A 25,671-nucleotide genomic window follows, 5' to 3' on the forward strand; every position below is an offset into this window, starting at 1 on the left:
CACGCGCAAGTTACCTTGCAAACCTGTAAAAAGCCAGTCTTGAGACTGGCTTTTTTAGCACTCAACATATAAGCAAGTACTACTCTTTTAGCACCTCGTCTTTTAGCACCTCGGGAACAATCTGCACACTGCCAAGATCATTAGACATCCAAATTTCGCCTTCGCTAATGTTAAATTGCACTATCATGCTGCGACTTACCAGCTCCCCCATGGCTTTTACCGCTTCTTCGGGGATATTCCACACTTTCAAATTCTGATAACGTGCAAACGCTTGTTGATTTTGTTGCCACCATATCGGTACGCTGCGTCCACCGTAAGCAAATAACTTCACCTGTTTTGAACGGCCACTGGCTTTTCGAACCCATTTCTCATCACTTTGACCAAACTCAACCCAGAGCTCTATTTCGTCGCTTAATGATTTTTGCCACAGCTCTGGCTCATCCTCAACACATAAACCTTTGCTAAACTGCAAGCTATCGCTGGCATTAAGGGCAAATGCCAGCAGGCGCAACATCATACGAGCATCGGTTTCTGATGGGTGCTGTGCGAGGGTAAGGTTATGATCATGGTAATATCCACGATCCATATCGGCTATCTGTAGATTGGCTTTATAAACCGTTGCTTTAGGGGCCATATTAATCAAAATTGTGAATGATATGGCTAGTTTACCTTAATTACGCCAAGCAACACACAGTCGGCGCTGTGGAAATGGGTGCAATTGCGCTATAGCGACCCACCGCGCAACCACTTCGCCATGGGAAAATGAGCAACCAGCCTTGAAATCGTTGCCACCTCCGCAAACAGCAATACTCGCTCACCTTTAGCATACTGGGCATTGATAACGCTCAGAGAAGGCATACTCGCTCGCGACGCATCACGGCGGACTAATTCAACTAAATCGCTAGGCAGCGCAATATCGCTACAAAGTGTGTCTATTCGCTGTAATAAGGGCATGGCGGCTATAGGTAGCAGCTCAACTTTGGTTTGATCGTCAATCAATAAAATCTCCCCCTCATTCGATAGCTGCCTAAACGCATTTTCATAGCGCCTAGGCGTATCAGCATCAAACTTATCGCCGTTGCTGATAAAAAACTGCTCCCAAAATAGCTTACGCTGACCAAAGTCAGGTAAACGTTGCTGCACCTCAACTCGCCTCTCGGCAATAAAATCAAACAGTTCACTGAGGGAGTTAGGCAACCAAGTTTCTAAACGTGAACGTAGCTCGCGGGCAAACACCGGCGCAGCACCCGCTGTGCTTATGGCCACCTGCAGGCGACCTCGGTCTACAATAGATGGAGTAATAAAACGGCACAAGCCAGGTGAATCAACCACATTGACCCAGATCCCCTGCACGGTCGCGTGCATCGCCATATCACGGTTAAACGCATCATTACCCGTCGCGAGATATAAAAGATCGACATTTGCAATGTCATCAATGTTGGCCGCTCGCTGGTGCAGTCTGATCCGACCTTGTCTAGCATAAGAGCGTACCTCATCACAAATATCAGGCGCAATCACCTCAATTTCGGCCAAGGTTCGACTCAGCAGATCCAATTTGCGACTGGCCACTTCACCGGCACCAATAATTAAAACCCGTAGGGATTGAGTATCAACAAATAAAGGGAAGTACTGCATGAGGAGGCGCTCTCTTTAGCTAAAGCCGAGGACAAAATAGTAAGCAAATAATAGCATTAGCACACAAACAAGGCGACTGGCACGGTAGACTAACATCCACTAAAGCTGAGTCTTTTTTATCATATGACATACTTAGAATTATCATATGACATACTCATAAGTGAGGTTATATTGCTGAGGCGATGACGTAAGAGACGCTCGATAAACGTAACAACTATCGGGTAAAAATAGATTAAGCTAATTAAACTGACTCATCAAACCTGTAGTCGCTCAATCACCAACCGGCAAGATGATACCTTAACTTAAACGCTCACTGCGTTCGGCACTGCAGTGCCAACACAGTTCAAAACTGCCTTCATTCATCTCATGGCACTTAAGGCACTGCCATTGCGGACTCTCGGTGTTTAGGGTTTCAAGTTGTGCTCTTGCCGCCTCATATTGAGATTCGGTGACCCAAAGTTCAACATCTTGTAGATCCACTGGCAGCTCACCAACCCCACCTAACAGTGCTTCACCACGCAGTTCAACTTCAATACCACAAGCCTCAAGCATCCCCTTCCAGCTATGGGCTTGTAACAAATTGCCACCGGCGACTAATCTAGTACGTTCTTCCATGTGTTTTCTCCTACTGCAACAATTCAGACTGCGAACGGTTAGGCCTATCAAATAGCCGCCAACATCCTAGCGTCAATAGGGGTTGTTTGTCGAGGATAAATACGATCAAAAAATCAACATTTTGATGTAAAAAAAGCCACATCATGTGGCTTTTTAACTTAAACATCATGATTAATGACATTAAACTGTAGTAAGCAGGACGATAAATGACGTTATCGCCCATGCTTCTCTTTGTTTAAGGCATTAACGCATCTTGATCAGCGCCTTCTTTCTCAATCTCAACTGGCATCATGTGCTCGCGATTGATCCCCAATTTCACAGCGAGGAAACTCGCCACGTAAATCGATGAGAAAGTACCCACGAAAATCCCCATCAGCAAGGCCGTCGCGAAGCCATGGATCATGGTGCCCCCCTTAAGGAATAGTGCCACAACAACCACCAAGGTGGTACCAGTAGTAATAATGGTACGACTCATGGTTTGAGTGATTGAGGTATTGACAATATCTTCAGGGGTACCTTTACGCATCTTGAGGAAATTCTCACGAATACGGTCAAACACAACAATGGTATCGTTAAGTGAGTAGCCGACAACTGTGAGTAAACCCGCCAGCACCGTTAAGTCGAATTCCAGTTGCAATAACGAAAATACCCCTAAGGTAACAATCACATCGTGAGCCAGCGCGGCCACCGAGCCCATGGCTAAACGCCATTCGAAACGAAATGACACATAAATAAGGATACAGATCAGCGCCACTAATACCGCTAACCCACCTTGCTCAGCAAGTTCCTTACCCACTTGCGGACCGACAAACTCGACGCGCTTTTGGACCACACTAGGATCGATAGCACTGGCGGCTTCCATCACGTGCTCCACTTGCGTATCACTCTTGATATCCGCTTTCACAGGTAAACGTACCAACACATCGCGGCTCGAACCAAAGTTCTGCACCACGGCACCATCGGTCGCATCTGACGTCAACACACTGCGTAACTGGTTAAGATCAACCGGTTGAGAAAACTCCATCTCAACCACTGTACCACCAGTAAAATCTAACCCCCAGTTAATGCCTTTAAACGTTAACGAGGCCAATGAACCTACCACTAAGATCATTGACAAGATACTGATCGGCAACGCATGGCGTAAGAAGTTGATCGTGCCTTTTATTGATAAAATCTGGAACATAGTCAACTTCCCCTTAAATAGACAGTTTCTTCACGCGCTTACCACCCCATATCGCATTCACAATAGAGCGAGTGCCGACAATGGCGGTAAACATCGACGTGGCAATACCTATCATCAGTGTCACCGCAAAGCCTTTAACGGCACCGGTACCCACGGCAAATAGAATTAACGCTGTCATAAAGGTGGTTATGTTCGCATCGGCAATGGTTGAAAACGCATTACCATAACCTTCGTGTATCGCTTGTTGCACACTGCGGCCCGCGCGAAGTTCTTCACGAATACGCTCATAAATAAGCACGTTACCGTCAACAGCCATACCCACGGTTAACACCATACCGGCAATACCAGGCAGGGTTAACACCGCGCCAGGGATCATCGACATCACGCCAACCACCATCACGAGGTTAGCTGTTAACGCAAGGTTGGCTATCAAGCCAAAGCCACGGTAATAGACCAGCATAAAGATAAGCACAACCGCCATACCCCATACCATTGCCTGAACACCGTTTTCGATGTTTTCGGCACCAAGGCTTGGACCAATGGTACGTTCTTCAACAATCGATACAGGAGCAATCAAGGCTCCAGCACGCAGTAGCAAGGCTAAGTTTTGCGCTTCAGAGTGGTCTAGGCCGGTAATGACGAAGTTACGTCCCAAACGCGCTTGAATGGTCGCCACTGAGATCACTTCCTCAATCTTGTCCATCTTAACGCTGCCATCAGGGTTCTTCGCGCCGTTATCTTTATACTCTATGAACAAGGTCGCCATCGGTTTACCGATGTTGTCTTTGGTCACATTTGAGAAGATAGCGCCACCTTTGGCATCGAGGTTAATCGACACTTGTGGACGGCTGTATTCATCAAAACTCGGTTGAGCACCTTGAATATGATCACCGGTTAGCATGACCGCTTTTTGCAGCACCACTTGACCACCTTGGCGACGGTTATAGACTTGTGATCCCGCAGAGATACGCCCACTTGCGATGGCAGCCGCATCGGCTTTTTCGTCAACCATATGGAACTCAATTGACGCCGTTGCACCTAAAATATCTTTGGCGCGCGCGGTATCTTGCACCCCAGGTAATTCGACGATGATGCGTTCAGCCCCTTGGCGCTGAACCACAGGTTCTGCCACACCCAACTCGTTAACACGATTACGCAATGTAGTGATGTTTTGCTGCAGTGCTTCTTCCTTAATTTGCTTAAGGTAAGTTTCACTCATGTTTGCTAGTAACAAATAGTTGTCATTCGATGAGATATCGCTGAACACCATGTCATTACTGCGCGTCTTGAGAAAACGTTCAGCTTTAGCAAGGCTATCGGCATCACGGAATTTAATCTCAATACCTTTAGCGCTATTACGGATACCGGCATAACGAATTTTTTCGCTGCGAAGATCGGTTCTAAAATCAGCGATTTTAGCCTCGGTCATCTTACGAATAGCTTCGCTCATGTCCACTTCCATTAAGAAGTGCACACCACCACGCAAATCTAGGCCTAGTTTCATTGGGCTACCGCCCAGTGACTCTAACCACTTTGGCGTTGCCGGGGCTAAGTTGAGCGCGACAACATACTTATCACCGAGTGAGTCCGCAATGGCCTCTTTAGCGAGTAATTGTTGATCCGCATTCGCCACACGCACTAACAGTTGACCATTTTCAAGTTCAGAGCGCTTAACTTCAATGCCTTTTGTCGACAATAACTCATTGACCTGTATCTGAGTCGATACGCTAACTTCGGCACCACGTGTCGCGACCACTTGCACTGCATGGTCTTCACCAAATAAATTTGGTATTGCGTAGAAAGCACCTATGGCGATGATGAACATCACCATTAGGTTTTTCCACATTGGGTATTTATTTAACACACCATCGCCCTCTTGGCTTAAAGTGACTTATTTACAACTTAAAGTGACTTAATCGACCCTTTAGGCAAAACAGCCGCAATGTAATCCTTTTTAATTGTGATTTCGCTGGTTTCATTGATGGTGAGTAACACGTAATCATTTTCATCACTGATTTTAGCGATCTTGCCTAAAATCCCGCCGCTGGTTAACACTTCGTCACCTTTGCTCAATGAGCTCATTAGGTTCTTATGTTCTTTAACGCGCTTGGATTGCGGGCGGAAAATCATAAAGTAAAAAATCAAGCCGAAAATGACCAACATGAAAATCAATTCCATGGTGCCACCACCTGCTGGTGCGCCTGCTGCGTTTGCATATGCATTTGAAATGAACATAATTCTCTCTTCTTATTAGCTGTAAGTATTAATCGGATAACTTAGGAACTTCACGACCTTGACTGGTATAGAACTCCTCAACAAAGGCGTCTAATGTACCTGTCTCAATTGCGCCACGCAAACCTTCCATCAACATTTGGTAATAACGTAAGTTATGGATGGTATTTAAACGTGCTCCTAAGATTTCATTGCAACGATCTAAATGGTACAGATATGCCCGTGAGTAATTCTTACAGGTATAACAATCACATTTAGCATCAAGTGGTGAAGTGTCATCACGATGCCGCGCATTGCGGATCTTGATAACGCCTTCACTGGTAAACAGATGACCGTTACGAGCATTACGTGTTGGCATAACACAGTCAAACATATCTACGCCGCGACGTACGCCCTCAACTAAATCTTCTGGCTTACCGACCCCCATCAAGTAACGTGGCTTATCGGTTGGAATTTTAGGACACACATGCTCCAAAATACGGTGCATATCTTCCTTTGGCTCGCCAACCGCTAAACCACCGATGGCATAACCATCAAAACCAATATTAACTAGCCCATGTAGGCTTTCATCACGTAAATCTTCGTATACACCGCCTTGGATAATACCAAAGAGGGAATTGGGGTTTTCCAGTCTATCGAACTCATCGCGCGAACGCTGAGCCCAACGCAAAGACATCTGCATTGACTTACGCGCTTCATCTTCAGTTGCAGGATATGGCGTACATTCGTCAAAAATCATCACCACATCACTGCCAAGCGAGTCTTGAATTTGCATCGACTTTTCAGGATCGAGGAAAATCTTCTCACCATTGATTGGCGAACGGAAATGCACCCCCTCTTCGGTGATCTTACGAATATCACCCAAACTAAAGACTTGGAACCCGCCAGAGTCGGTCAGGATTGGACGTTGCCAGTTCATAAAATCATGTAAGTCACCATGCTTGCGCATGATCTCTTCGCCTGGTCGTAACCAAAGGTGGAAGGTATTTCCCAGCAGAATATCGGCGCCAGTAGCACGCACTTCTTCAGGTGTCATCCCTTTCACAGTACCGTAGGTACCAACAGGCATAAACGCAGGCGTTTCGACAGTACCACGTTCGAAGACTAAACGACCGCGACGTGCACGACCATCGGTTGTATCTAATTCAAATTTCATAATTTACCTCGCCAGAGAAACAGTCTGACACCAATATTGTGCCTATGGTTTTAGACACGAATGAACAATAGAGATAAGGGCAAACAATTGAGTATCAACCCTTAACCTGAAAAAACATAAAAAAATACCCACTTTAAATAGTGGGTAGGTATTTTAAAGCAAAATCACTTATGAGTTCGGTTTTTTAGTCACAAACATGGCATCGCCATAGCTAAAAAAGCGGTATTTTTGAGCGATCGCGTGCTGATAGGCGTTTTTGACCTCATCGAAACCGGCAAATGCGCTAATTAACATAATCAAGGTCGACTCTGGCAGATGAAAATTGGTGACAATGGCATCAACAATTTGAAACTTATAACCTGGATAAATAAAGATATCGGTATCACTACTAAAAGGTTGCAGTTCACCTTGGCTGGCTTTCGCTGCACTTTCCAGTGAACGTACTGACGTGGTGCCCACAGCTATCACGCGTTTACCCGCCGCTTTGGTGGCCGTGATTTGATCAACCACTTGCTGCGAAACCTCAGCCCACTCTGAGTGCATTTTATGTTCGAGGATATTATCCACCCGCACAGGTTGGAAGGTGCCAGCGCCGACATGTAAAGTCACAAAGGCGATATTGACGCCTTTATCTTTTAAAGCCGCAAGCAAGGCATCATCAAAATGCAATCCCGCGGTGGGCGCTGCTACCGCGCCTGGATTTTGATTGTAAACTGTTTGGTAGCGCTCTTTGTCGGCATCTTCGTCTGGGCGATCGATATAAGGCGGTAATGGCATGTGCCCTACTTCTTCGAGCACCTCTAAAATGGTCTTGTCACTGTTAAGCGCAAGTTCAAACAGCGTATCATGACGTTCAAGCATGGTCATTTCATAACCGCCGTCGAGGCACACTATGCTACCGGGCTTGGGCGATTTTGAGCTGCGAACATGGGCTAAGATGCGTTTATCGTCGAGCATACGCTCAACCAATATCTCTAATTTTCCGCCAGTTTGCTTTTGACCAAATAGGCGTGCGGGGATCACCCGGGTGTTGTTAAACACCATTAGATCGCCTGGATTCACCATCTGTAAAATATCGGTAAACTGTTTATCGGCAAGCTCGCCACTGCTGCCATCAAGAGTCAATAAACGTGAACTACTGCGATCGGGCATAGGATACCTAGCGATCAGTTCATCAGGAAGGTCAAAACAAAAATCGGCAACACGCATAGTTAGTCTCTGTTTAACATAAATCGGCCGCTAGTCTATTGGCAGAAACAGAGAAGATCAAGGCAAACCCACTAGTTAGTGCTTTCATCCTCTTTGACGCTAACTTGGTGAGGTTTGACGTCAAAAAAAGCTTTACGATAACTGTGTTGTTCTATCGGAATATCAACCTGCACACGTTTACGTTGCGATTGTTCCTTTTTACCTAATAGCTTCGAAAACCAGTTAAACATCATCCATGATCCTTAAAACCGATAATAGTTAATATGAAGGGAAACTCACTGGGTGCACATCCTTAAGTTGCCTATGATTGCATCGTACGCTCACTCTGCATAAAATAAAGGTTCCTTAGCACCAGCGGTCATGATAACGTGAAAAACCTGCTTTAACAAAGAAAATACATCATATCTAATGAACTTTTTGGCTCATCTTCATCTCGCAGACAACAGTAAAACTTCTCTGGGCGCCAACTTGGCAGGTGACTTTGCTAAAGGCAAGATCAGCGATCATCCAAAGCCATTACAACAAGGTATTTGGTTGCACAGACAGATTAATTCTCTCACCGACAGTCACGAGCTGACCAAAGAGCTTCGAGCCGCATTTCCGGCGCAACTGCAACGAGCTGCGCCGATATTAATCGATTTAGCCTTCGATCATATGCTGGCTAAATATTGGGATGAGTATCATAACCAATCCTTAAGTCAGTTTGCCGATCACGCTTATACAACACTAGAAGCCACGCCGCACCTGCCACAAAATCTGCTTGATATTATCCCCACTATGCGCCAGCAAAATTGGCTTGTGGCATACGAAGCTCAAGACGGGTTACATCAAGCGATAAACTCGGTTGCCAAGCGCGTATCAAAACCTGATATTTTTGACGGGGCGGTAGACACAGTGATCAAAATGGATATCGACATCGAAATTGCTTTTCGCACTTTTTATCCGCAGTTGATGGCCTATAGCCGTATTTGGACCAGACAGACCCCGAGCGATTACCTCTAACTCGCTTGATGTCATCGTCGTTACATCTGATGATAGCCCTAAGCTGATATTAACGCTTCGCCCAAACGCAGCAGCCAGTGGTGCACGCTAGCGCAAGAGGTTATTTTTAAATAAAAATTTTAAAGTACAACGTGGTAAAGTAAAAGGTATCAAAGTGAATCTTAAAATGAGTCTTAAAGTATAAGGTCAGGCGTTATCGACACCTATTCTTATAACCTAGCCTTATAACCTGGCCACTTAATCACCTCTGACATTGATACCTATTTGTAGCAGCAAAGCTCCCATCGATAGCCTTACAAAGTTTTACCTTGGACTTTACCTTGAGCTTTGCCTTGGAATTAGCCAAGCGGCGCCAGATGATTTAAGTATGCCGATACTAAGCCCAGCCCCCTAAGCCACACAAGATGGTGCCCCTAGGTTAACCCCTTGGGGTAACCTATTACCTAATAATCGCCGCGCGATATGATCAACAATCACATTCATTAATGCCGTAATAATAAGTAAATACAGCGCATTACTGTAGCGAATTTCGGCAAAGGCGCTATCGATATAAAACCCCAAAGTGGCGACGCCTAATACACCAAAAATGGCCGTTTCTCTTAATATCACTTCAAAGCGATAAAACAGCAACGACATCAAGTTAGGATAGATGCGCGGTAGGATCTCAAAAGCAAAATGATCGGCTCGCCGCTGGTAGGTAGCGCTCGGCTTAAGTATCTCCTCTTGCCTTACCACTAAATAGGCAATCAAGGCCCCATTATGCAGTGCCAATGCCGCGATGGCAGGCAACATAGAGGGACCAAGCAGCAACATAAAAATGAACGCCAATAAATACTCAGGCAACGAGCGCAGCACTAATAACAATGATCTCCCCAGCGCAGCGCTACAACGACTGCCTCTATAACTACTGGCGATATAAAATCCAACGAGTGCCAATAATTGCGTTGCGCCTAATGCACATAAGGCTAACACCAATGTGGCACCGACCCCTGGTAACACCTGCTCAAAGGTTAGCTGCTGCCACCAGCGGCTAAATTGCCACCACCCTTGGCTAAGCTCAATCTGGTGATGAACGATACCTCGCAGCCCTGGGGGTAGCAGATCATAACTAATAAATTGCCAAATTAATTGGCTATCTAACACGGTTATTGTCGGCAGTGTTAACAGCGCCGCCAATAAGTACCAAGGCAACAGCAGGCTACGAGCCCACAATGAAATGGTACCGATCAACAGCACAAATAAGATAAGTAGCGCCGCCCCTTCTTGATAATTTCCCTGACTAAATGCAGTTTCAAGATAAAACCCTAGAGTCGGCATGCCAATAAAACCCAGTACTGCGCTGCTGCGCAGTGCACACTCAAATCGATAGCGGATATAAGCCAGCATTAATGGATAAACATGTCCCACTTTGCCGTAGCAATAACGACTAATACTATCGACTTTGGCAGGTAGACTCTCGAGTGTCGTGCTAGGTGATTGTTGTAAAATATCATGAAATACTCGGGCGAAAGTCGCGCCATAGGGCAAGGCGATGGCCAGTATTCCGGTCAGTGGTGATAAGCCAAACAGTTGTAAAAACAGTAACGCCCAAAATATCTCATGAATGCCTCGCACCATGGCGCAAATACCAGACACCCAAGGCAAATGATAGATCAACGCCAAGGGCGAACCTAAGATCAACCCTACGCTGACACCAAGCAGCGCAAAACTAACGGTCAACCATAAAGCGTTAATAAGCGATTCTGTAGCGAAAAAATCTGGGGTGAGCATGGCGAGCAGCATACGAGATAGCTCGTGCCAAGGGTCGAGAGAGATAATGGTAATATCGGCAAAATAGCTACAGCCCAAAGCCACAGTCCAGAGCGCTAAGGTTAAACGTTGCCAAGGGCCAATAAAGCTTAACGGGTTAGGCATGTGAACGCGCCGTGGCGGCGCTGTCTAAGGTATTATCAAAAAAAGCGGCCAGATCATGCTCGTTCAACTGTTTAGCCGGCCTATCCAAGGCAATTTTTCCATCACGCAGGCCAATAATACGGTCGAAGTGATTCAGTGCCAGATAACGATCATGTAGCACCATCACGACAGCATCGTGCTTGGCTATCACCTGCTCCACCAATCGATTGGCCATCATAGGATCGAGCGCAGAAAACGCTTCATCCCCTATAAACACGGCTTGTTGCTGATACAAGGCGCGTGCTAACCCGACACGTTGGCGCTGGCCTCCAGATAACGCAGATACCTTAGTCGTTAACGCCACATCCAGCGATAACGCCTGACAAAGCGAACTCACTTCAGCTTGTCGCGTTGCCATCGGCCACACTAAGTTGGCGATGTTATACACCCAATGATGGCGCGCGAGCCCGCCCATATAAACATTGTGATAGACACTGAGAGCATCCACTAGACCTTGTGATTGAGAACATAAGGCTGATTTATCTTTAAGCTGCTGATAGATATAGTGAAGCAGCGTTGATTTACCCGCGCCTGATTCACCGACTATGGCCAGTTTCTCGCTAGGGTGAAGCGTCAATGATAACTTATCGAGCACCCGTTTATTGCCGTAACTTATCGACAGATCTTTGATTGTTAGCATAGCCTAATCTAATAAACCAATGGCAACCGCCACTGTGGCAATAGGCTCATAATCTTCGTTATCGGCTGCAACAAAAGCTTGGCGAGGAAAACTCGCTAATAAGTCAGGTTGATCCATATTAAGTAGCGCCATTTTAACTTTTTCGCCAAAACCTGCGCCATAGGTTGCATCAACTCCAGCCCGTAACGTCCACTGATAATCGGGATAAGTGGGGCTTTCCCAGATGACTCGCACTTTATCTGTGTCAACTTGCCCATTCTCAACCGCACTTTGCCACACCTTATAATTAACGGCGCCTACTTGATAGGCTCCCGCTTCAACTTGAGCAATAGTCCGACTGTGATCGCCAGAAAAGCCTACCCGAGTAAATATATCGGCGACCTTTTTGCCCATATTGCGCTCAATATAAAATTGCGGCATCAATCGACCCGACGTCGAACCTTTTGAACCAAAGGTAAAAGTGTAACCGTTTAAATTAGGAAAATGATCAGATGGCATTAATGGCACTGAATGATGGGCAATAAAATAACTTTTAAACGATTGATCTTCAAAACCTTGGGCGATTGCCTTCGAGCCAGGCACTAAGCGTCTAGCTTGTACACCCGACAAGCCACCAAACCAGGCTAACTGTACTTGATTATTTCTAAAGGCTGTGACCGCAGCGGCATAAGACTTAACCGGAATATAGTTAACCTCGACCCCAAGCTCAGCTTCTAAATAACGTGCCACTTTGTCAAAACGAGTTTGTAATTGGCTCTCATCTTCATCAGGAATGGCGGTAAACGTAAAACCCGCCGCCCATGTAGTGGGTAAACATAAACACGCTAACAAGAGAACAACGGCTTTAATCCATGGCATACAATAATCCTTTTATTTAATCAGGACGCGATTCTAACCATTAGCGCCCTAAATTCCTAGGTGATAAAACGCTTAGTCTCCAAGGCGATTGATAAAATTAAGTTAGTCGCTGCAATGTAAGTCAGCAACGGTTAAGTTAAACGGTTATAAACTAATGGCTTTAACGGCTTAGCTCAATTGGCACCAGCAAGAGAAGTGGTTACACTAAAATAAACTCCCCCATAAAATTAAGGCCCACGCGAATGAGAATTTTGATTGTTGAAGATGACCCTATCTTATCCCATCACCTCAAAGTACAACTGAGTGATTTAGGCAATAAGGTACAAGTTGCGCTCACTGCCAAGGAGGGGTTTTATCAAGCAACTAATTATCCTATCGATGTGGCCATTGTCGATTTAGGCTTACCCGACCAAGATGGCATTAGTCTTATTCACACCTTAAGGCAAGCTGGGCTTAAAGCCCCTATCCTTATTTTGACCGCACGGGTCAACTGGCAAGATAAAGTCGAGGGCTTAAATGCAGGCGCCGATGACTACCTGGTTAAACCGTTTCAAAAAGAGGAGTTAGTCGCACGCTTAGATGCACTCGTGCGCCGCAGTGCAGGCTTTGTTAAACCACAAATTACCAGTGGCCCATTGCAACTGGACTTAGCAGCTAAGCAAGTCACCCTCGACGGTGAGCCGATGGAGGTGACCGCATTTGAATATCAAATATTAGAATACCTCATGCGCCATTGTCACGAGGTTGTCGCCAAGCAGCGCCTTTTGGATGTGATTTATGGCGATAAAGAGGGCGACCCAAATACCATTGAAGTGATGGTCAGCCGCCTACGAAAAAAACTCGCTAAGAGTGATTTAGACAACCCTATCGCCACCATCCGTGGTCAAGGCTATAAGTTTAATCTCGTATGCAGTTAAAGTTCAAATTCAAACGCCGCCTGCTGACGCGGTTATTCCTGACCTCACTCTCCATTATTGCTTTAGTGGGCTTTGGCTTAGCTTGGCTGGTCAATATTCTCTATGCCCAAAATAATTATAATGAAGAGACAGCGCAGCTGATCGCAGAGATCCCCAAAGTCGCCGCAGAATTAAAAGAAAATAACCTGATCCCAGATGACAGCCAATGGCTGACAGAAAACAACACCCCAGAGCGTTATATTATCGCCAGCTGTAATGAAGCGTTCGCACAGGTTTGGACCTCGTCATTAGCTGCCGATCGTGGCTTATTCGACACTTGTGAGCGTTTTAACCAAATTAGGACAGACGCCCCGCCTTACTACCTTACCTTAGCCGATGATAAAAATTACTTTGTCTATCTGCTGTCGGTCGAAATCGCCAAAAATAAATACAACTTATTGGTGATGAAAGATGCGCAAAAATTAGAGCAAGAGCTAGATAAATTCAGTCGCCGCACCTATTGGCGCCTCGCCATGGTACTGGGGTTAGCATTCGTGTTGTTAATCAGCGCAGCTTATTGGGGTATGCGGCCATTGGTACGCCTGCGTAATGAGTTGCAACAAGTCAGCAGTGGTAAGGCCAAGGCATTATCCAACGATTACCCGGTTGAACTTGAAGGCGTAACACAAGCACTTAACCAACTGTTACAGCAATCGAGCGCCCAGCAAGAGCGTTACCAAAATGCAATGAATGACTTAGCCCACAGCCTTAAAACTCGCTTAGCTGCAGTACACGCCATTACTGATGATTCAAGCCTAGATAAAAACAGCGCTAGCGAAAAAATTATGCAGCAAGTTAGTCAAATGGATCTACTGGTAAAATATCAATTAAAACGCGCCATGCTTGGACGAAAAGGACTGAAACAACAGCAAACTCCAGTTGCTCCATTAGTTGAGCAACTCGCGCAAATGCTGTTTAAGGTCTACCGCGATAAACAAGTTAACTTTAGTGCTAATATTCCCAAAGAGCAGGTGTTTCCTGGCGATAAAGGCGATTTAATGGAGCTGTGTGGCAACTTAATGGAAAATGCCTTTAAGATGTGTATCAGCCAAGTGGCGGTCAGTGCCTATTACAGCGACAACGGTGAGTTTGTGTTGATCGTTGAAGATGATGGCCCCGGCGTTGTCGACATTATCCGCCAACGTATTGTCGAGAGAGGCGTACGCGCTGACACGCAAAAACCTGGGCAAGGGATCGGCCTCGCCGTCTGTCATGAAATCGTCATTAGCTATAACGGCCATATGGCAATTGAAACATCAGACCTTGAAGGTGCCAAATTTATTATCACTATCCCGATTTAACCGCCCCAGTCTCAATGCGTGATACAACTTGCCCTTCAGTCGCAATCTGCGATTGGAACTGAAGGGCATGTTGTTACTGTAACCGAGCCCTGTTGCCAATCACCACGACAATAGGATTACGGCTTAACTTAATGGCACAGCAACATAGCAATTAAGGCCATTCTCTTTCATCCGTGTGATAACACTCTCTGTTTCAGAATATTTTGACTATATCTATGCTGACAACTCGCTTAACGAATTGTAAAGCTTGTTACTTGATATAAAATACTCGGCCGTATTTAGGCAAGTAACATATCACATGAGCAAAAGCTGTAAGGTCAATGTTAATCAACTGCAAACAGGCAATTTTGTGAGATTACCTATCTCATGGAAAGAGCACCCTTTCCTATTTAACTCATTTAAACTAAAACAAAAAACACAGATTGAGTTAATCAAAAACTTAGGCATCGAATTTGTATTTGTCGACTTAGAGAAAAGCAGCGTACCGCCATTGAGCAAAGTCGTCACGGAGAAAATCGACGACACTAAAACCAACAAAAAGCTTGATGTGCTAAGCGCACAGATGAACCAAAATAAATTAAATCGAATTGAATACCTGCAAAGGCTCAGGCGCGATCTACAAAAAACCGAACAACAGTTCGGTCGCTCTATCGCCATGATGCGTAGTCTCATTAGCAAATTGCAACTTCGCCCGCTCAATGCCATTAATGATGCGCAAGAGCTGGTGAGTGATATGGCAGAACAACTTCTCAATTCAGACAACTTAGTCCTACACCTTATGGCCGATGCTAAAGACGATGACGGCATCTATCATCACTCACTCAATGTGGCCGTGCTCTCTATGATGGTCGCGAAGGAGTTGGAATGGTCTAGAGACGATATTAAAGCAGTAGGCCTAGGCGCATTATTTCATGACACCGGCAAGCTAAAAGTACCAGCCCAATTGATGCGCAAGAAAACTCCGCTAACTCAACCTGAAATGAATTTCATTAAACAGCACCCTACAATGGGTGTAGGGCTATTAAGATTAGCTGAAAATTTTCCAGCCAGCGCACTCGATATCGTACGCGACCATCATGAGTTATTAGATGGCTCGGGCTATCCTCGCGGACTAACAGAAGAAGGAATAGGCCTGCCGACGCAGTTGGTAGCAGCGGTTAATCTCTATGATCAACTCTGCCACCCAGATGGACAAATAAAGGCTCGCACTCCTTATGCTGCCTTGGCGTATATATAAGAACTACAAACAAAAGCTTAACCAAGCCGCCATAGGTAAGTTGATCAAAATGCTCGGTATCTACCCACCCGGTAGCATTGTTGAACTGTCTAGCGGACAATTTGCCATGGTTATGGCGGTCAATTTAGAAAAAATCTTATTTCCAAGAATTTTGGTTTATGATGCCCAAGTTCCTAAAGATCAAGCTCCTATCGTCGATTTAGAAACTGAAGGTTTGACCATTGTGCGCTGTATAGCTCCGTCGGCACTGCCAGAAAAAATCCATAATTATCTGAGCCCAAGAGAAAGGGTAAGCTATTACTTTGGCAGCTCAGCTAAGTCATAAGCTAACAACTGTCCCAGCCCTTGAGATACACCCAAGTCTCAGGGAGCGCCTTACCTTTATTGACTATCTACGACTAGAATAAAAGCATGATTAGTCCAGTGCCTAGCACTAAATACAAGATACAGGTTGCGGTAATATGGTTGAACTTCCAGATTTTGATAGTTTGCGCTGGCTTGCACAACATGCGCCAGAGCAATTGGCTGCGCTGCAAAAAAACCTAAATCAAGCGCTTATTGCTGAGGCTGCTCCCAATACACGTGCGCAGCTAACATCGATGCAGCATCATCTCACCTTACAGATGTCGCGCTGCACTAATCCTTATGCCAGATGTTTTTTGACATTAAGATTGATGAATGACAAATTCATCTCGCTTAATGAGCTGATATCGGATCCACAAACCTATCGAGATAATAAAGCCCAAGTGTTGCAATTTAAGCGAATCAAAGCGAATTAAATCAACTCTTAGCCACTAGGATTAACCATTAATATATGGCCCAAATTATCATCGACACGATAATAAAGAATCGTAAAACAGTGAATAATCCGCCTTAACTGATAAAAAATACCAACTTAATTGAGCAAACTTACTGAAGTAGTCGTACCCAAATAACAAATAAGATCAAGGTTTAACTAACTAACTAACCAGCTAACCAGCTAACCAGCTAACCAGCTAACCAGCGAATATAACCGCCACTCGCTATAGCCAGCCCTTACGCTTAAAGAAGAAGTAAGTTGATGCTGCACTACCAAACATCATCAAAATCGCCATAGGATAACCCCACTGCCAACTCAGTTCAGGCATATTGGTAAAGTTCATACCATAAGCACTTGCTATCACGGTCGGCGGCAGAAAAATCACCGCAGCAACTGAGAAGATTTTAATAATCTTATTTTGCTGTAAACCACTAAAACCCATGGCAGCATCAAGCAAAAAGTTTAACTTGTCGAAAATAAACTGACTGTGTGGCATCAGAGATTCAATATCAGACAGCATTTCTCGCAAATCTTTTAAATCATCATCTGTGAGTTTGCCACGATAATAACGCTGCATATATCTCAGCGAGCGCTGGGTATCGAGCAAACTGAGGCGGATTTTACCGTTAGAGTCTTCCTGCAAGGTGATTAACTTAAACACATCGTCGAGTTCGTCACTTTCAAATACCCTATCGCCGACATTTTCGAGAACAGAGTAAACATCTTCAATTAAATCAGATAAGTAGTCGACTTTTAAATTGAATAGTTCTAAAAATAGCGCTTGTGGGGTTTTAACATCTAACCTACCCAAACGCAGGTAATTTCGCAGTAAACGAATGAGGCCCACATCGTCTTCACGTAACGTCACCAAAAAATGACTACGCAGGTTAAATGAAATGTTGACACCTTTTACATCTTGTCCAACACGCTGGGGAAACAAAGAGTTGATGTGTAACCCATCTTTGTTTTGATAAAAACGCGCAGAAGCCTCAATCTCGTTAATGTCTTCCTCTTCAGGCAATTCTTCAGATGAATAGCCTCTTAACCACTCACGTTCGTCATCTTCAGGTTTGAAAAGATCTAGCCATAATGTCCCGTCAGGAACGCTGTCTTGTACGTTCAATTCGATAATAGATAACTTATTCTCTTCATAGACATAAGCTGTGATCATATGACCTCCTGAAAAAGACACCCTGATGAAAAGTAAGCCACCAAAGCGCAGGGTAAAATAGAGCTTTATTGTACCGAATTAAGTTCAATTGGCTAGTATTTAGGGCAAACCTAGCGGCATGTTCGAAAGCTAAAATGTACATCATTGCCACGATGGCCTATCAAATAGGTGACATAACAGGTAAAGCGTTTTATTTAGCGACGACAGGGGCAATAATGATCCGCTCTTGAGTCGACAGGCGGATCTTAATACCATCAACCGTCGTAAGCTCATTCTCTGTTATATCTCGTTTATGCACTTGATAAATATTAACTTTATTATCTAAAGGCGAAACAATGCTAACGCTGACAATCTGCTCACCATCTTGCCATGTCCAATACCAATACAAGGCGCTACCGAGCAAGGCAAACACGACAAAGCCCATGGCAACATAGCGAAATAACAGCCGCTGGCCAAACTGAGTAGCGGTTTCCGTCTGCTCAGAACGCGCCGGTTTGCGAACATAAAATAATGCACCAGCAATAATTAACAAGGTCACTAATATTTTAGTCAGCACAACACTCTCCATCATTAAACCGAGATAAATTATACCCCTAGCGCTGCTAAATTACTGTTATTAATCCCTCACGCCAGACAAATTGTTTCCCATGAGTTTAACTGTCATTTTCAAAATCTGACTTAAGTGCTATATAATTGTGGGCTGATCATTATCTGAGTTTTATATGAAAATACCGTATCCATTACTTTCTAAATTTGGGCTTCTCGGCGCAATGTTCATGGCGCCGACAGCACTTGCAGCAATCAGCATCAGCTTACCCGTGAATACAGAGACATTATTATTCAATGCCCAAACAACTGACGCAACCAGCTTAACGGCAGAAGATGGTCAGCAGCAGATAGTGTTCAAATACCTAGCAAACTTTCGCCATCAAGGACAAAGTCAACGCTTTATATCGGATGCTGTCATTGTGACATTTACGGGGCAGAATGCACAATACAGCATAACCTTACCCAAAATTAATTCTGCTAGTGATGCAGATAAATTTAATCAACACCCAAGAGTCGGCATCATCGACGACAATGGCCAGCAAATCGACTATCGTATCGATACCCTAACTAAAGATGGCATCCAGGTAGGGCGTAATTACCGAGAAGAAATTAATCAATATAACCTCAGCGCAGCACCTGCCGCCATCAAGATGCAACCACAAGCTATAACAACGTCTTTAGCCTCGAGCACAACCTCTTTATCAGCAACACAGGTTTCTGCAACTGGTAGCCAAGATAATCCAACTCAGATTAATGTTGGTCAGATGCTTGATTTCTGGTATCAACAAGCAGATGAAAAAACACGCCAAGCATTTAAAGCCAAAATAAATGCCACTGAACCAGCCAAATCTAAGTAACCCGCTGCACGTTATTCGGCTTCTTGACATAAGATAGTGAGCCAAATCTAGTTGCCACAAGAATGTGGTGAATGATGAAGATGTGTGACCGCAACATGAATATTGGATCTCACAACGTAAATTTCAAAAGCGGTTAAACGAAAAAATCCCCAACACGAAGTGCGGGGATTTATCGACTCTCTGTCGAGAAGTATTAGGCGCCTGTTATGGCCAGCTGCGCTAAAGCTTCGCGCTCATATGCACATCGCTTACGCGATATTCGCCCTACTATCACATGGGTTACACCTCACTACGTTCGGACTTTTTATTTCCCCATGTTCGAGTGGTTAGCTCCAGGCTAAAACGAAAAAAGCCCGTTGCATTAGCAACGGGCTTTATCGTATTAGGCGCCTGGAAATGACCTACTCTCACATGGGGGTGAAAGTAAGCTGTTTTGAATACGCAGTATTCAGGCTTGCTTGAACGCGGAGAAGCTTGCCTTCGTAGCGGGGGAGCCCGCTCAGCGGCGGGTCGACATCGGGGTAGGCATTGCACGTACGTGCTTAAGTGGAAAAACCACCTGCCTACATTGAAATTTGCTATGGAAAGCAACGCTGAAAACTTATAAAACCCAAACGCAAAAAAGCCACCTTATGCAGGTGGCTTTTCGACTTAAATAGGCGTCTGGAAATGACCTACTCTCACATGGGGAGACCCCACACTACCATCGGCGCGATTGCGTTTCACTTCTGAGTTCGGGATGGGATCAGGTGGTACCACAATGCTATGGTTTCCAGACAAATTTTTGCTATTACTTTCAGCTTTTTAAAAGCTAAAGGTAAAAAATCTAGAAAGCTGCTCTCGGCTCTGTATCTCAAGAAGCAAGAGAGTTTAAAATTGAGTCACACTAAATCAAGTGGCGGTATTCTTTCGCTAAAGTTAACCATTAACTCGAAACCCTTTTGGGTTGTATGGTTAAGCCTCACGGGTCATTAGTACAAGTTAGCTCAACGCCTCACAACGCTTACACACCTTGCCTATCAACGTAGTAGTCTCCTACGGCCCTTTAGAGGACTTAAAGTCCTAGGGATGACTCATCTTAGGGCTCGCTTCCCGCTTAGATGCTTTCAGCGGTTATCGATTCCGAACGTAGCTACCGGGCAATGCCATTGGCATGACAACCCGAACACCAGCGGTTCGTCCACTCCGGTCCTCTCGTACTAGGAGCAGCTCCCTTCAATCATCCAACGCCCACGGCAGATAGGGACCGAACTGTCTCACGACGTTCTGAACCCAGCTCGCGTACCACTTTAAATGGCGAACAGCCATACCCTTGGGACCGACTTCAGCCCCAGGATGTGATGAGCCGACATCGAGGTGCCAAACACCGCCGTCGATATGAACTCTTGGGCGGTATCAGCCTGTTATCCCCGGAGTACCTTTTATCCGTTGAGCGATGGCCCTTCCATTCAGAACCACCGGATCACTATGACCTGCTTTCGCACCTGCTCGACGTGTATGTCTCGCAGTTAAGCTGGCTTATGCCATTGCACTAACCGTACGATGTCCGACCGTACTTAGCCAACCTTCGTGCTCCTCCGTTACTCTTTGGGAGGAGACCGCCCCAGTCAAACTACCCACCAGGCACTGTCCTCAACCCCGATTCAGGGGCCAGAGTTAGAACATCAACACTACAAGGGTGGTATTTCAAGGTTGACTCCACAAGAACTGGCGTTCCTGCTTCAAAGTCTCCCACCTATCCTACACATGTAGGGTCAATGTTCAGTGCCAAGCTATAGTAAAGGTTCACGGGGTCTTTCCGTCTAGCCGCGGGTATACGGCATCTTCACCGCAATTTCAACTTCACTGAGTCTCGGCTGGAGACAGCGTGGCCATCATTACGCCATTCGTGCAGGTCGGAACTTACCCGACAAGGAATTTCGCTACCTTAGGACCGTTATAGTTACGGCCGCCGTTTACCGGGGCTTCGATCATGAGCTTCTCCGAAGATAACCCAATCAATTAACCTTCCGGCACCGGGCAGGCGTCACACCGTATACTTCCTCTTGCGAGTTTGCACAGTGCTGTGTTTTTGATAAACAGTTGCAGCCACCTGGTATCTGCGACTCCCGTCAGCTTAGAGAGCAAGTCTCATCACCAACAGGAGCGTACCTTCTCCCGAAGTTACGGTACCATTTTGCCTAGTTCCTTCAGCCGAGTTCTCTCAAGCGCCTTGGTATTCTCTACCCAACCACCTGTGTCGGTTTGGGGTACGATTCCTGCTAACCTGAAGCTTAGAAGATTTTCCTGGAAGCATGGCATCAACTACTTCAGTTCCGTAGAACCTCGTCGTCAACTCTCAGTGTATGTGCACCCGGATTTGCCTAAGTGCACCACCTACAGCCTTAAACGCGGACAACCAACGCCGCGCTAGCCTAGCCTTCTCCGTCTCTCCATCGCAGTTAGCAGAAGTACAGGAATATTAACCTGTTTCCCATCGACTACGCCTTTCGGCCTCGCCTTAGGGGTCGACTCACCCTGCCCTGATTAACATTGGACAGGAACCCTTGGTCTTTCGGCGTGGGGGTTTTTCACCCCCATTATCGTTACTCATGTCAGCATTCGCACTTCTGATACCTCCAGCGTGGGTTACCCCTTCACCTTCAACGGCTTACAGAACGCTCCTCTACCGCACTAGCGCAAGCGCTAGTACCCATAGCTTCGGTGTATTGCTTAGCCCCGTTAAATCTTCCGCGCAGGCCGACTCGACTAGTGAGCTATTACGCTTTCTTTAAATGATGGCTGCTTCTAAGCCAACATCCTAGCTGTCTAAGCCTTCCCACATCGTTTCCCACTTAGCAATAACTTTGGGACCTTAGCTGATGGTCTGGGTTGTTTCCCTTTTCACGACGGACGTTAGCACCCGCCGTGTGTCTCCCGAGTAGTACTCATTGGTATTCGGAGTTTGCAAAGGGTTGGTAAGTCGGGATGACCCCCTAGCCTTAACAGTGCTCTACCCCCAATGGTATTCGCTCGAGGCGCTACCTAAATAGCTTTCGAGGAGAACCAGATATCTCCCGGTTTGATTGGCCTTTCACCCCCAGCCACAAGTCATCACCGCATTTTTCAACATACGTGTGTTCGGTCCTCCAGTTGATGTTACTCAACCTTCAACCTGCCCATGGCTAGATCACCGGGTTTCGGGTCTACACCTTGCAACTAAACGCGCAGTTAACACTCGGTTTCCCTACGGCTCCGCTATTCGCTTAACCTCGCTACAAAATGTAAGTCGCTGACCCATTATACAAAAGGTACGCAGTCACGGTCTCAAGAACCGCTCCCACTGCTTGTACGTATACGGTTTCAGGTTCTATTTCACTCCCCTCACAGGGGTTCTTTTCGCCTTTCCCTCACGGTACTGGTTCACTATCGGTCAGTCAGGAGTATTTAGCCTTGGAGGATGGTCCCCCCATGTTCAGACAAGATGTCACGTGTCCCGTCCTACTCGTTTTCACGTAAAGTTAGTTTTCATGTACGGGGCTATCACCCTGTGCCGCTGTGCTTTCCAACACATTCCACTAACACCCTCTACGCTTAAGGGCTAATCCCCGTTCGCTCGCCGCTACTAGGGGAATCTCGGTTGATTTCTTTTCCTCCGGGTACTTAGATGTTTCAGTTCCCCGGGTTCGCCTCACAACACTATGTATTCATGTTGTGATACATGCTTATGCATGTGGGTTTCCCCATTCGGACATCGTTAGCTCAAATGCTTGTTACTAGCTCGCCAACGCTTTTCGCAAGTTACTACGTCCTTCATCGCCTCTGACTGCCAAGGCATCCACCGTATACGCTTAGTCACTTAACCATACAACCCAAATGAGTTTCACAAACTAATGTTTACAAAACACATCCTATCAAGCGGGTAAGCTTGATGGCTGTATCGCAACTAATGGTGTTTACTTTCGCCAAAAGAATACTCATGAATCATCATTACAATGACTCGGCACTTGATTTAAGTGTTTGAGAACTCAATTTTAATTTTCGCGTCAATGCTACAAACAATCACGTACAAGTACGTCACTATCCCTTTCACATTAACACTATCAGCTTTCCAAATTTTTAAAGAGCGGGCTTAAAAAAGCCAAAGATAAATTTTGCATTTATCTTTGGCATCTCTATCCATGTGCAAGTAAATGGTGGAGCTATGCGGGATCGAACCGCAGACCTCCTGCGTGCAAGGCAGGCGCTCTCCCAGCTGAGCTATAGCCCCATTTACATGCAGTCAAACAAAAACATACGTTACTTATTGCTAAGTCATTACCAAATCGAGTGATACAAGGCATGTAGAGAGGACGTTTAGCCTGCTAAACGACGAACTACATAACGCAGTAACACGAAGATTTTGGTGGGTCAGAGTGGACTTGAACCACCGACCTCACCCTTATCAGGGGTGCGCTCTAACCAGCTGAGCTACAGACCCATTTACACTTGTTTCTTTGCTTCAATTCAGCGTTGCTTTCGTCGTTCAATCAGTCATGTAGCGAACTACACTCCCTCTTTCTCTCCTCAAGCGCCTTGACTTGAAACAAATTAACGTCGTCTAAATAGACACGTATATTTTTGCTCTTTCTTTCTATCAAGTAATCTGTGTGAACACTCAACAAACATTAAGTTAGTCGTATAGGTAAGGAGGTGATCCAGCCCCAGGTTCCCCTAGGGCTACCTTGTTACGACTTCACCCCAGTCATGAACCACACCGTGGTAAACGCCCTCCCGAAGGTTAAGCTATCTACTTCTGGTGCAGCCCACTCCCATGGTGTGACGGGCGGTGTGTACAAGGCCCGGGAACGTATTCACCGTGGCATTCTGATCCACGATTACTAGCGATTCCGACTTCATGGAGTCGAGTTGCAGACTCCAATCCGGACTACGACAAGCTTTGTGAGATTAGCTCCACCTCGCGGCTTTGCAACCCTCTGTACTTGCCATTGTAGCACGTGTGTAGCCCTACTCGTAAGGGCCATGATGACTTGACGTCGTCCCCACCTTCCTCCGGTTTATCACCGGCAGTCTCCCTAAAGTTCCCACCATTACGTGCTGGCAAATAAGGATAAGGGTTGCGCTCGTTGCGGGACTTAACCCAACATTTCACAACACGAGCTGACGACAGCCATGCAGCACCTGTCTCAGAGTTCCCGAAGGCACTAAGCTATCTCTAGCGAATTCTCTGGATGTCAAGAGTAGGTAAGGTTCTTCGCGTTGCATCGAATTAAACCACATGCTCCACCGCTTGTGCGGGCCCCCGTCAATTCATTTGAGTTTTAACCTTGCGGCCGTACTCCCCAGGCGGTCTACTTAATGCGTTAGCTTGGGAACCCAGTGTTCAAGACACCAAATTCCGAGTAGACATCGTTTACGGCGTGGACTACCAGGGTATCTAATCCTGTTTGCTCCCCACGCTTTCGTACCTGAGCGTCAGTCTTTGTCCAGGGGGCCGCCTTCGCCACCGGTATTCCTTCAGATCTCTACGCATTTCACCGCTACACCTGAAATTCTACCCCCCTCTACAAGACTCTAGTCTGCCAGTTCGAAATGCAATTCCCAGGTTGAGCCCGGGGCTTTCACATCTCGCTTAACAAACCGCCTGCGTACGCTTTACGCCCAGTAATTCCGATTAACGCTTGGACCCCTCGTATTACCGCGGCTGCTGGCACGAAGTTAGCCGGTCCTTCTTCTGCGAGTAACGTCACACCTAAACGCTATTAACGCTTAAGCTTTCCTCCTCGCTGAAAGTGCTTTACAACCCGAAGGCCTTCTTCACACACGCGGCATGGCTGCATCAGGCTTGCGCCCATTGTGCAATATTCCCCACTGCTGCCTCCCGTAGGAGTCTGGGCCGTGTCTCAGTCCCAGTGTGGCTGATCATCCTCTCAGAACAGCTAGGGATCGTCGCCTTGGTGAGCCATTACCTCACCAACTAGCTAATCCCACCTAGGTACATCCAATCGCAGAAGGCCCAAAGGTCCCCTCTTTTCCCCCGTAGGGCGTATGCGGTATTAGCAGTCGTTTCCAACTGTTATCCCCCTCGACTGGGCAGTTCCCTAGGCATTACTCACCCGTCCGCCGCTCGTCATCTTCAAAAGCAAGCTTTTGAAATGTTACCGCTCGACTTGCATGTGTTAGGCCTGCCGCCAGCGTTCAATCTGAGCCATGATCAAACTCTTCAATTAAAGTTTTGTTGTTTGACTTACGTCAAACGGCTCAACGAATTCTGTTCGAACTAATCTTGCGATTAATTCTTTGTACATATTGCTATGAACACTCATCACCTCTCGTGAG

19 protein-coding genes, 2 tRNA genes, 3 rRNA genes and 1 pseudogene are annotated in these 25,671 nt (G+C 46.0%); 6 read left to right on the plus strand and 19 right to left on the minus strand.

The features are described 5' to 3' along the window. Window positions 1-79: 79 nt before the first annotated feature. The 9 genes from AC0VXX_RS10450 to AC0VXX_RS10490 form a co-directional block, all read right to left on the minus strand. Complete coding sequence (locus tag AC0VXX_RS10450) at window positions 80-634, minus strand: YaeQ family protein (RefSeq protein WP_475514185.1); 555 nt, start codon at window positions 632-634, stop codon at window positions 80-82. An 89-nt stretch (window positions 635-723) separates the two neighbouring features. Then, complete coding sequence (locus tag AC0VXX_RS10455) at window positions 724-1,635, minus strand: precorrin-2 dehydrogenase/sirohydrochlorin ferrochelatase family protein (protein ID WP_475514186.1); 912 nt, start codon at window positions 1,633-1,635, stop codon at window positions 724-726. Between the two features lie 297 nt (window positions 1,636-1,932). After that, a complete protein-coding gene (locus AC0VXX_RS10460; protein WP_475514187.1) occupies window positions 1,933-2,250 on the minus strand; it encodes a putative signal transducing protein in 318 nt (105 codons plus the stop codon). Between the two features lie 235 nt (window positions 2,251-2,485). Next, window positions 2,486-3,433 (minus strand): protein translocase subunit SecF, encoded by a 948-nt coding sequence (secF, locus tag AC0VXX_RS10465; RefSeq protein ID WP_475514188.1) that lies wholly within the window; start codon window positions 3,431-3,433, stop codon window positions 2,486-2,488. A 13-nt stretch (window positions 3,434-3,446) separates the two neighbouring features. Next, the gene (gene secD, locus AC0VXX_RS10470) at window positions 3,447-5,297 is read right to left on the minus strand and encodes a protein translocase subunit SecD (protein WP_475514189.1); all 1,851 of its coding nucleotides are present in this window, start codon (window positions 5,295-5,297) and stop codon (window positions 3,447-3,449) included. A 38-nt stretch (window positions 5,298-5,335) separates the two neighbouring features. Beyond that, window positions 5,336-5,668 carry a preprotein translocase subunit YajC gene (gene yajC / locus AC0VXX_RS10475; RefSeq protein ID WP_028773077.1) on the minus strand — a complete coding sequence of 111 codons (333 nt, stop codon included), beginning with the start codon at window positions 5,666-5,668 and terminating at the stop codon, window positions 5,336-5,338. 28 nt (window positions 5,669-5,696) lie between these two features. After that, window positions 5,697-6,821, minus strand: a complete 1,125-nt coding sequence (gene tgt, locus AC0VXX_RS10480) for a tRNA guanosine(34) transglycosylase Tgt (RefSeq protein ID WP_475514190.1) — start codon at window positions 6,819-6,821, stop codon at window positions 5,697-5,699. 168 nt (window positions 6,822-6,989) lie between these two features. Then, window positions 6,990-8,030, minus strand: coding sequence for a tRNA preQ1(34) S-adenosylmethionine ribosyltransferase-isomerase QueA (gene queA, locus AC0VXX_RS10485; RefSeq protein ID WP_475514191.1), 1,041 nt, complete (start codon window positions 8,028-8,030; stop codon window positions 6,990-6,992). 71 nt (window positions 8,031-8,101) lie between these two features. Next, window positions 8,102-8,263 (minus strand): hypothetical protein, encoded by a 162-nt coding sequence (locus tag AC0VXX_RS10490; RefSeq protein ID WP_162924207.1) that lies wholly within the window; start codon window positions 8,261-8,263, stop codon window positions 8,102-8,104. 175 nt (window positions 8,264-8,438) lie between these two features. On the opposite strand from AC0VXX_RS10490, the gene AC0VXX_RS10495 reads away from it, so the two are divergent. After that, window positions 8,439-9,032 carry an acyl carrier protein phosphodiesterase gene (locus AC0VXX_RS10495; protein WP_475514192.1) on the plus strand — a complete coding sequence of 198 codons (594 nt, stop codon included), beginning with the start codon at window positions 8,439-8,441 and terminating at the stop codon, window positions 9,030-9,032. 390 nt (window positions 9,033-9,422) lie between these two features. On the opposite strand, the gene AC0VXX_RS10500 is transcribed toward AC0VXX_RS10495, so the two are convergent. Genes AC0VXX_RS10500 through AC0VXX_RS10510 form a run of 3 tightly spaced genes read right to left on the minus strand, consistent with a single transcriptional unit; the run spans window position 9,423 to window position 12,483 of the window. Then, window positions 9,423-10,946 carry a PhnE/PtxC family ABC transporter permease gene (locus AC0VXX_RS10500; protein WP_475514193.1) on the minus strand — a complete coding sequence of 508 codons (1,524 nt, stop codon included), beginning with the start codon at window positions 10,944-10,946 and terminating at the stop codon, window positions 9,423-9,425. Next, complete coding sequence (locus AC0VXX_RS10505) at window positions 10,939-11,625, minus strand: ATP-binding cassette domain-containing protein (protein ID WP_475514194.1); 687 nt, start codon at window positions 11,623-11,625, stop codon at window positions 10,939-10,941. Before AC0VXX_RS10505 ends, AC0VXX_RS10500 begins: the two co-directional genes overlap by 8 nt. Before the next feature lie 3 nt (window positions 11,626-11,628). After that, entirely contained in the window at window positions 11,629-12,483 is an 855-nt protein-coding gene (locus tag AC0VXX_RS10510) for a putative selenate ABC transporter substrate-binding protein (protein ID WP_475514195.1), read from the minus strand. A gap of 242 nt (window positions 12,484-12,725) precedes the next feature. Between AC0VXX_RS10510 and AC0VXX_RS10515 the strand changes: the two genes are divergently transcribed. The 4 genes and pseudogenes from AC0VXX_RS10515 (at window position 12,726) to AC0VXX_RS10530 (ending at window position 16,756) form a co-directional block, all read left to right on the plus strand. Further along, entirely contained in the window at window positions 12,726-13,400 is a 675-nt protein-coding gene (locus tag AC0VXX_RS10515) for a response regulator (RefSeq protein ID WP_475514196.1), read from the plus strand. Then, window positions 13,391-14,740, plus strand: a complete 1,350-nt coding sequence (locus AC0VXX_RS10520; protein WP_475514197.1) for an ATP-binding protein — start codon at window positions 13,391-13,393, stop codon at window positions 14,738-14,740. Before AC0VXX_RS10515 ends, AC0VXX_RS10520 begins: the two co-directional genes overlap by 10 nt. Before the next feature lie 298 nt (window positions 14,741-15,038). Next, window positions 15,039-16,302, plus strand: a pseudogene (locus tag AC0VXX_RS10525) (HD-GYP domain-containing protein). Window positions 16,303-16,438: 136 nt separating this feature from the next. After that, a complete protein-coding gene (locus AC0VXX_RS10530) occupies window positions 16,439-16,756 on the plus strand; it encodes a DUF3135 domain-containing protein (RefSeq protein WP_475514198.1) in 318 nt (105 codons plus the stop codon). Between the two features lie 243 nt (window positions 16,757-16,999). Here AC0VXX_RS10530 and corA read toward each other — a convergent pair whose 3' ends face one another. Both corA and AC0VXX_RS10540 read right to left on the minus strand, forming a co-directional pair. Next, the gene (corA, locus tag AC0VXX_RS10535) at window positions 17,000-17,947 is read right to left on the minus strand and encodes a magnesium/cobalt transporter CorA (RefSeq protein WP_475514199.1); all 948 of its coding nucleotides are present in this window, start codon (window positions 17,945-17,947) and stop codon (window positions 17,000-17,002) included. A 190-nt stretch (window positions 17,948-18,137) separates the two neighbouring features. Further along, window positions 18,138-18,503, minus strand: coding sequence for a hypothetical protein (locus tag AC0VXX_RS10540; RefSeq protein WP_475514200.1), 366 nt, complete (start codon window positions 18,501-18,503; stop codon window positions 18,138-18,140). Between the two features lie 220 nt (window positions 18,504-18,723). Between AC0VXX_RS10540 and AC0VXX_RS10545 the strand changes: the two genes are divergently transcribed. After that, window positions 18,724-19,353, plus strand: coding sequence for a YccT family protein (locus AC0VXX_RS10545; RefSeq protein ID WP_475514201.1), 630 nt, complete (start codon window positions 18,724-18,726; stop codon window positions 19,351-19,353). A gap of 661 nt (window positions 19,354-20,014) precedes the next feature. Here AC0VXX_RS10545 and rrf read toward each other — a convergent pair. The 5 genes from rrf to AC0VXX_RS10570 all read right to left on the minus strand — a co-directional run bounded on the left by rrf (window position 20,015) and on the right by AC0VXX_RS10570 (window position 25,562). Then, window positions 20,015-20,130 (minus strand): 5S ribosomal RNA (gene rrf / locus AC0VXX_RS10550). A 173-nt stretch (window positions 20,131-20,303) separates the two neighbouring features. Further along, window positions 20,304-23,197 (minus strand): 23S ribosomal RNA (locus tag AC0VXX_RS10555). Between the two features lie 329 nt (window positions 23,198-23,526). Next, window positions 23,527-23,602: transfer RNA gene (locus AC0VXX_RS10560), tRNA-Ala, on the minus strand. A gap of 133 nt (window positions 23,603-23,735) precedes the next feature. Continuing rightward, window positions 23,736-23,812, minus strand: a tRNA-Ile gene (locus tag AC0VXX_RS10565). A gap of 205 nt (window positions 23,813-24,017) precedes the next feature. Continuing rightward, a 16S ribosomal RNA gene (locus AC0VXX_RS10570) occupies window positions 24,018-25,562 on the minus strand. Together the 16S, 23S and 5S rRNA genes with 2 tRNA genes alongside form the textbook arrangement of a ribosomal RNA operon. Window positions 25,563-25,671 lie beyond the last annotated feature (109 nt).

The sequence above is a fragment of the Shewanella sp. QJM3NY_23 genome (genome assembly GCF_056173105.1).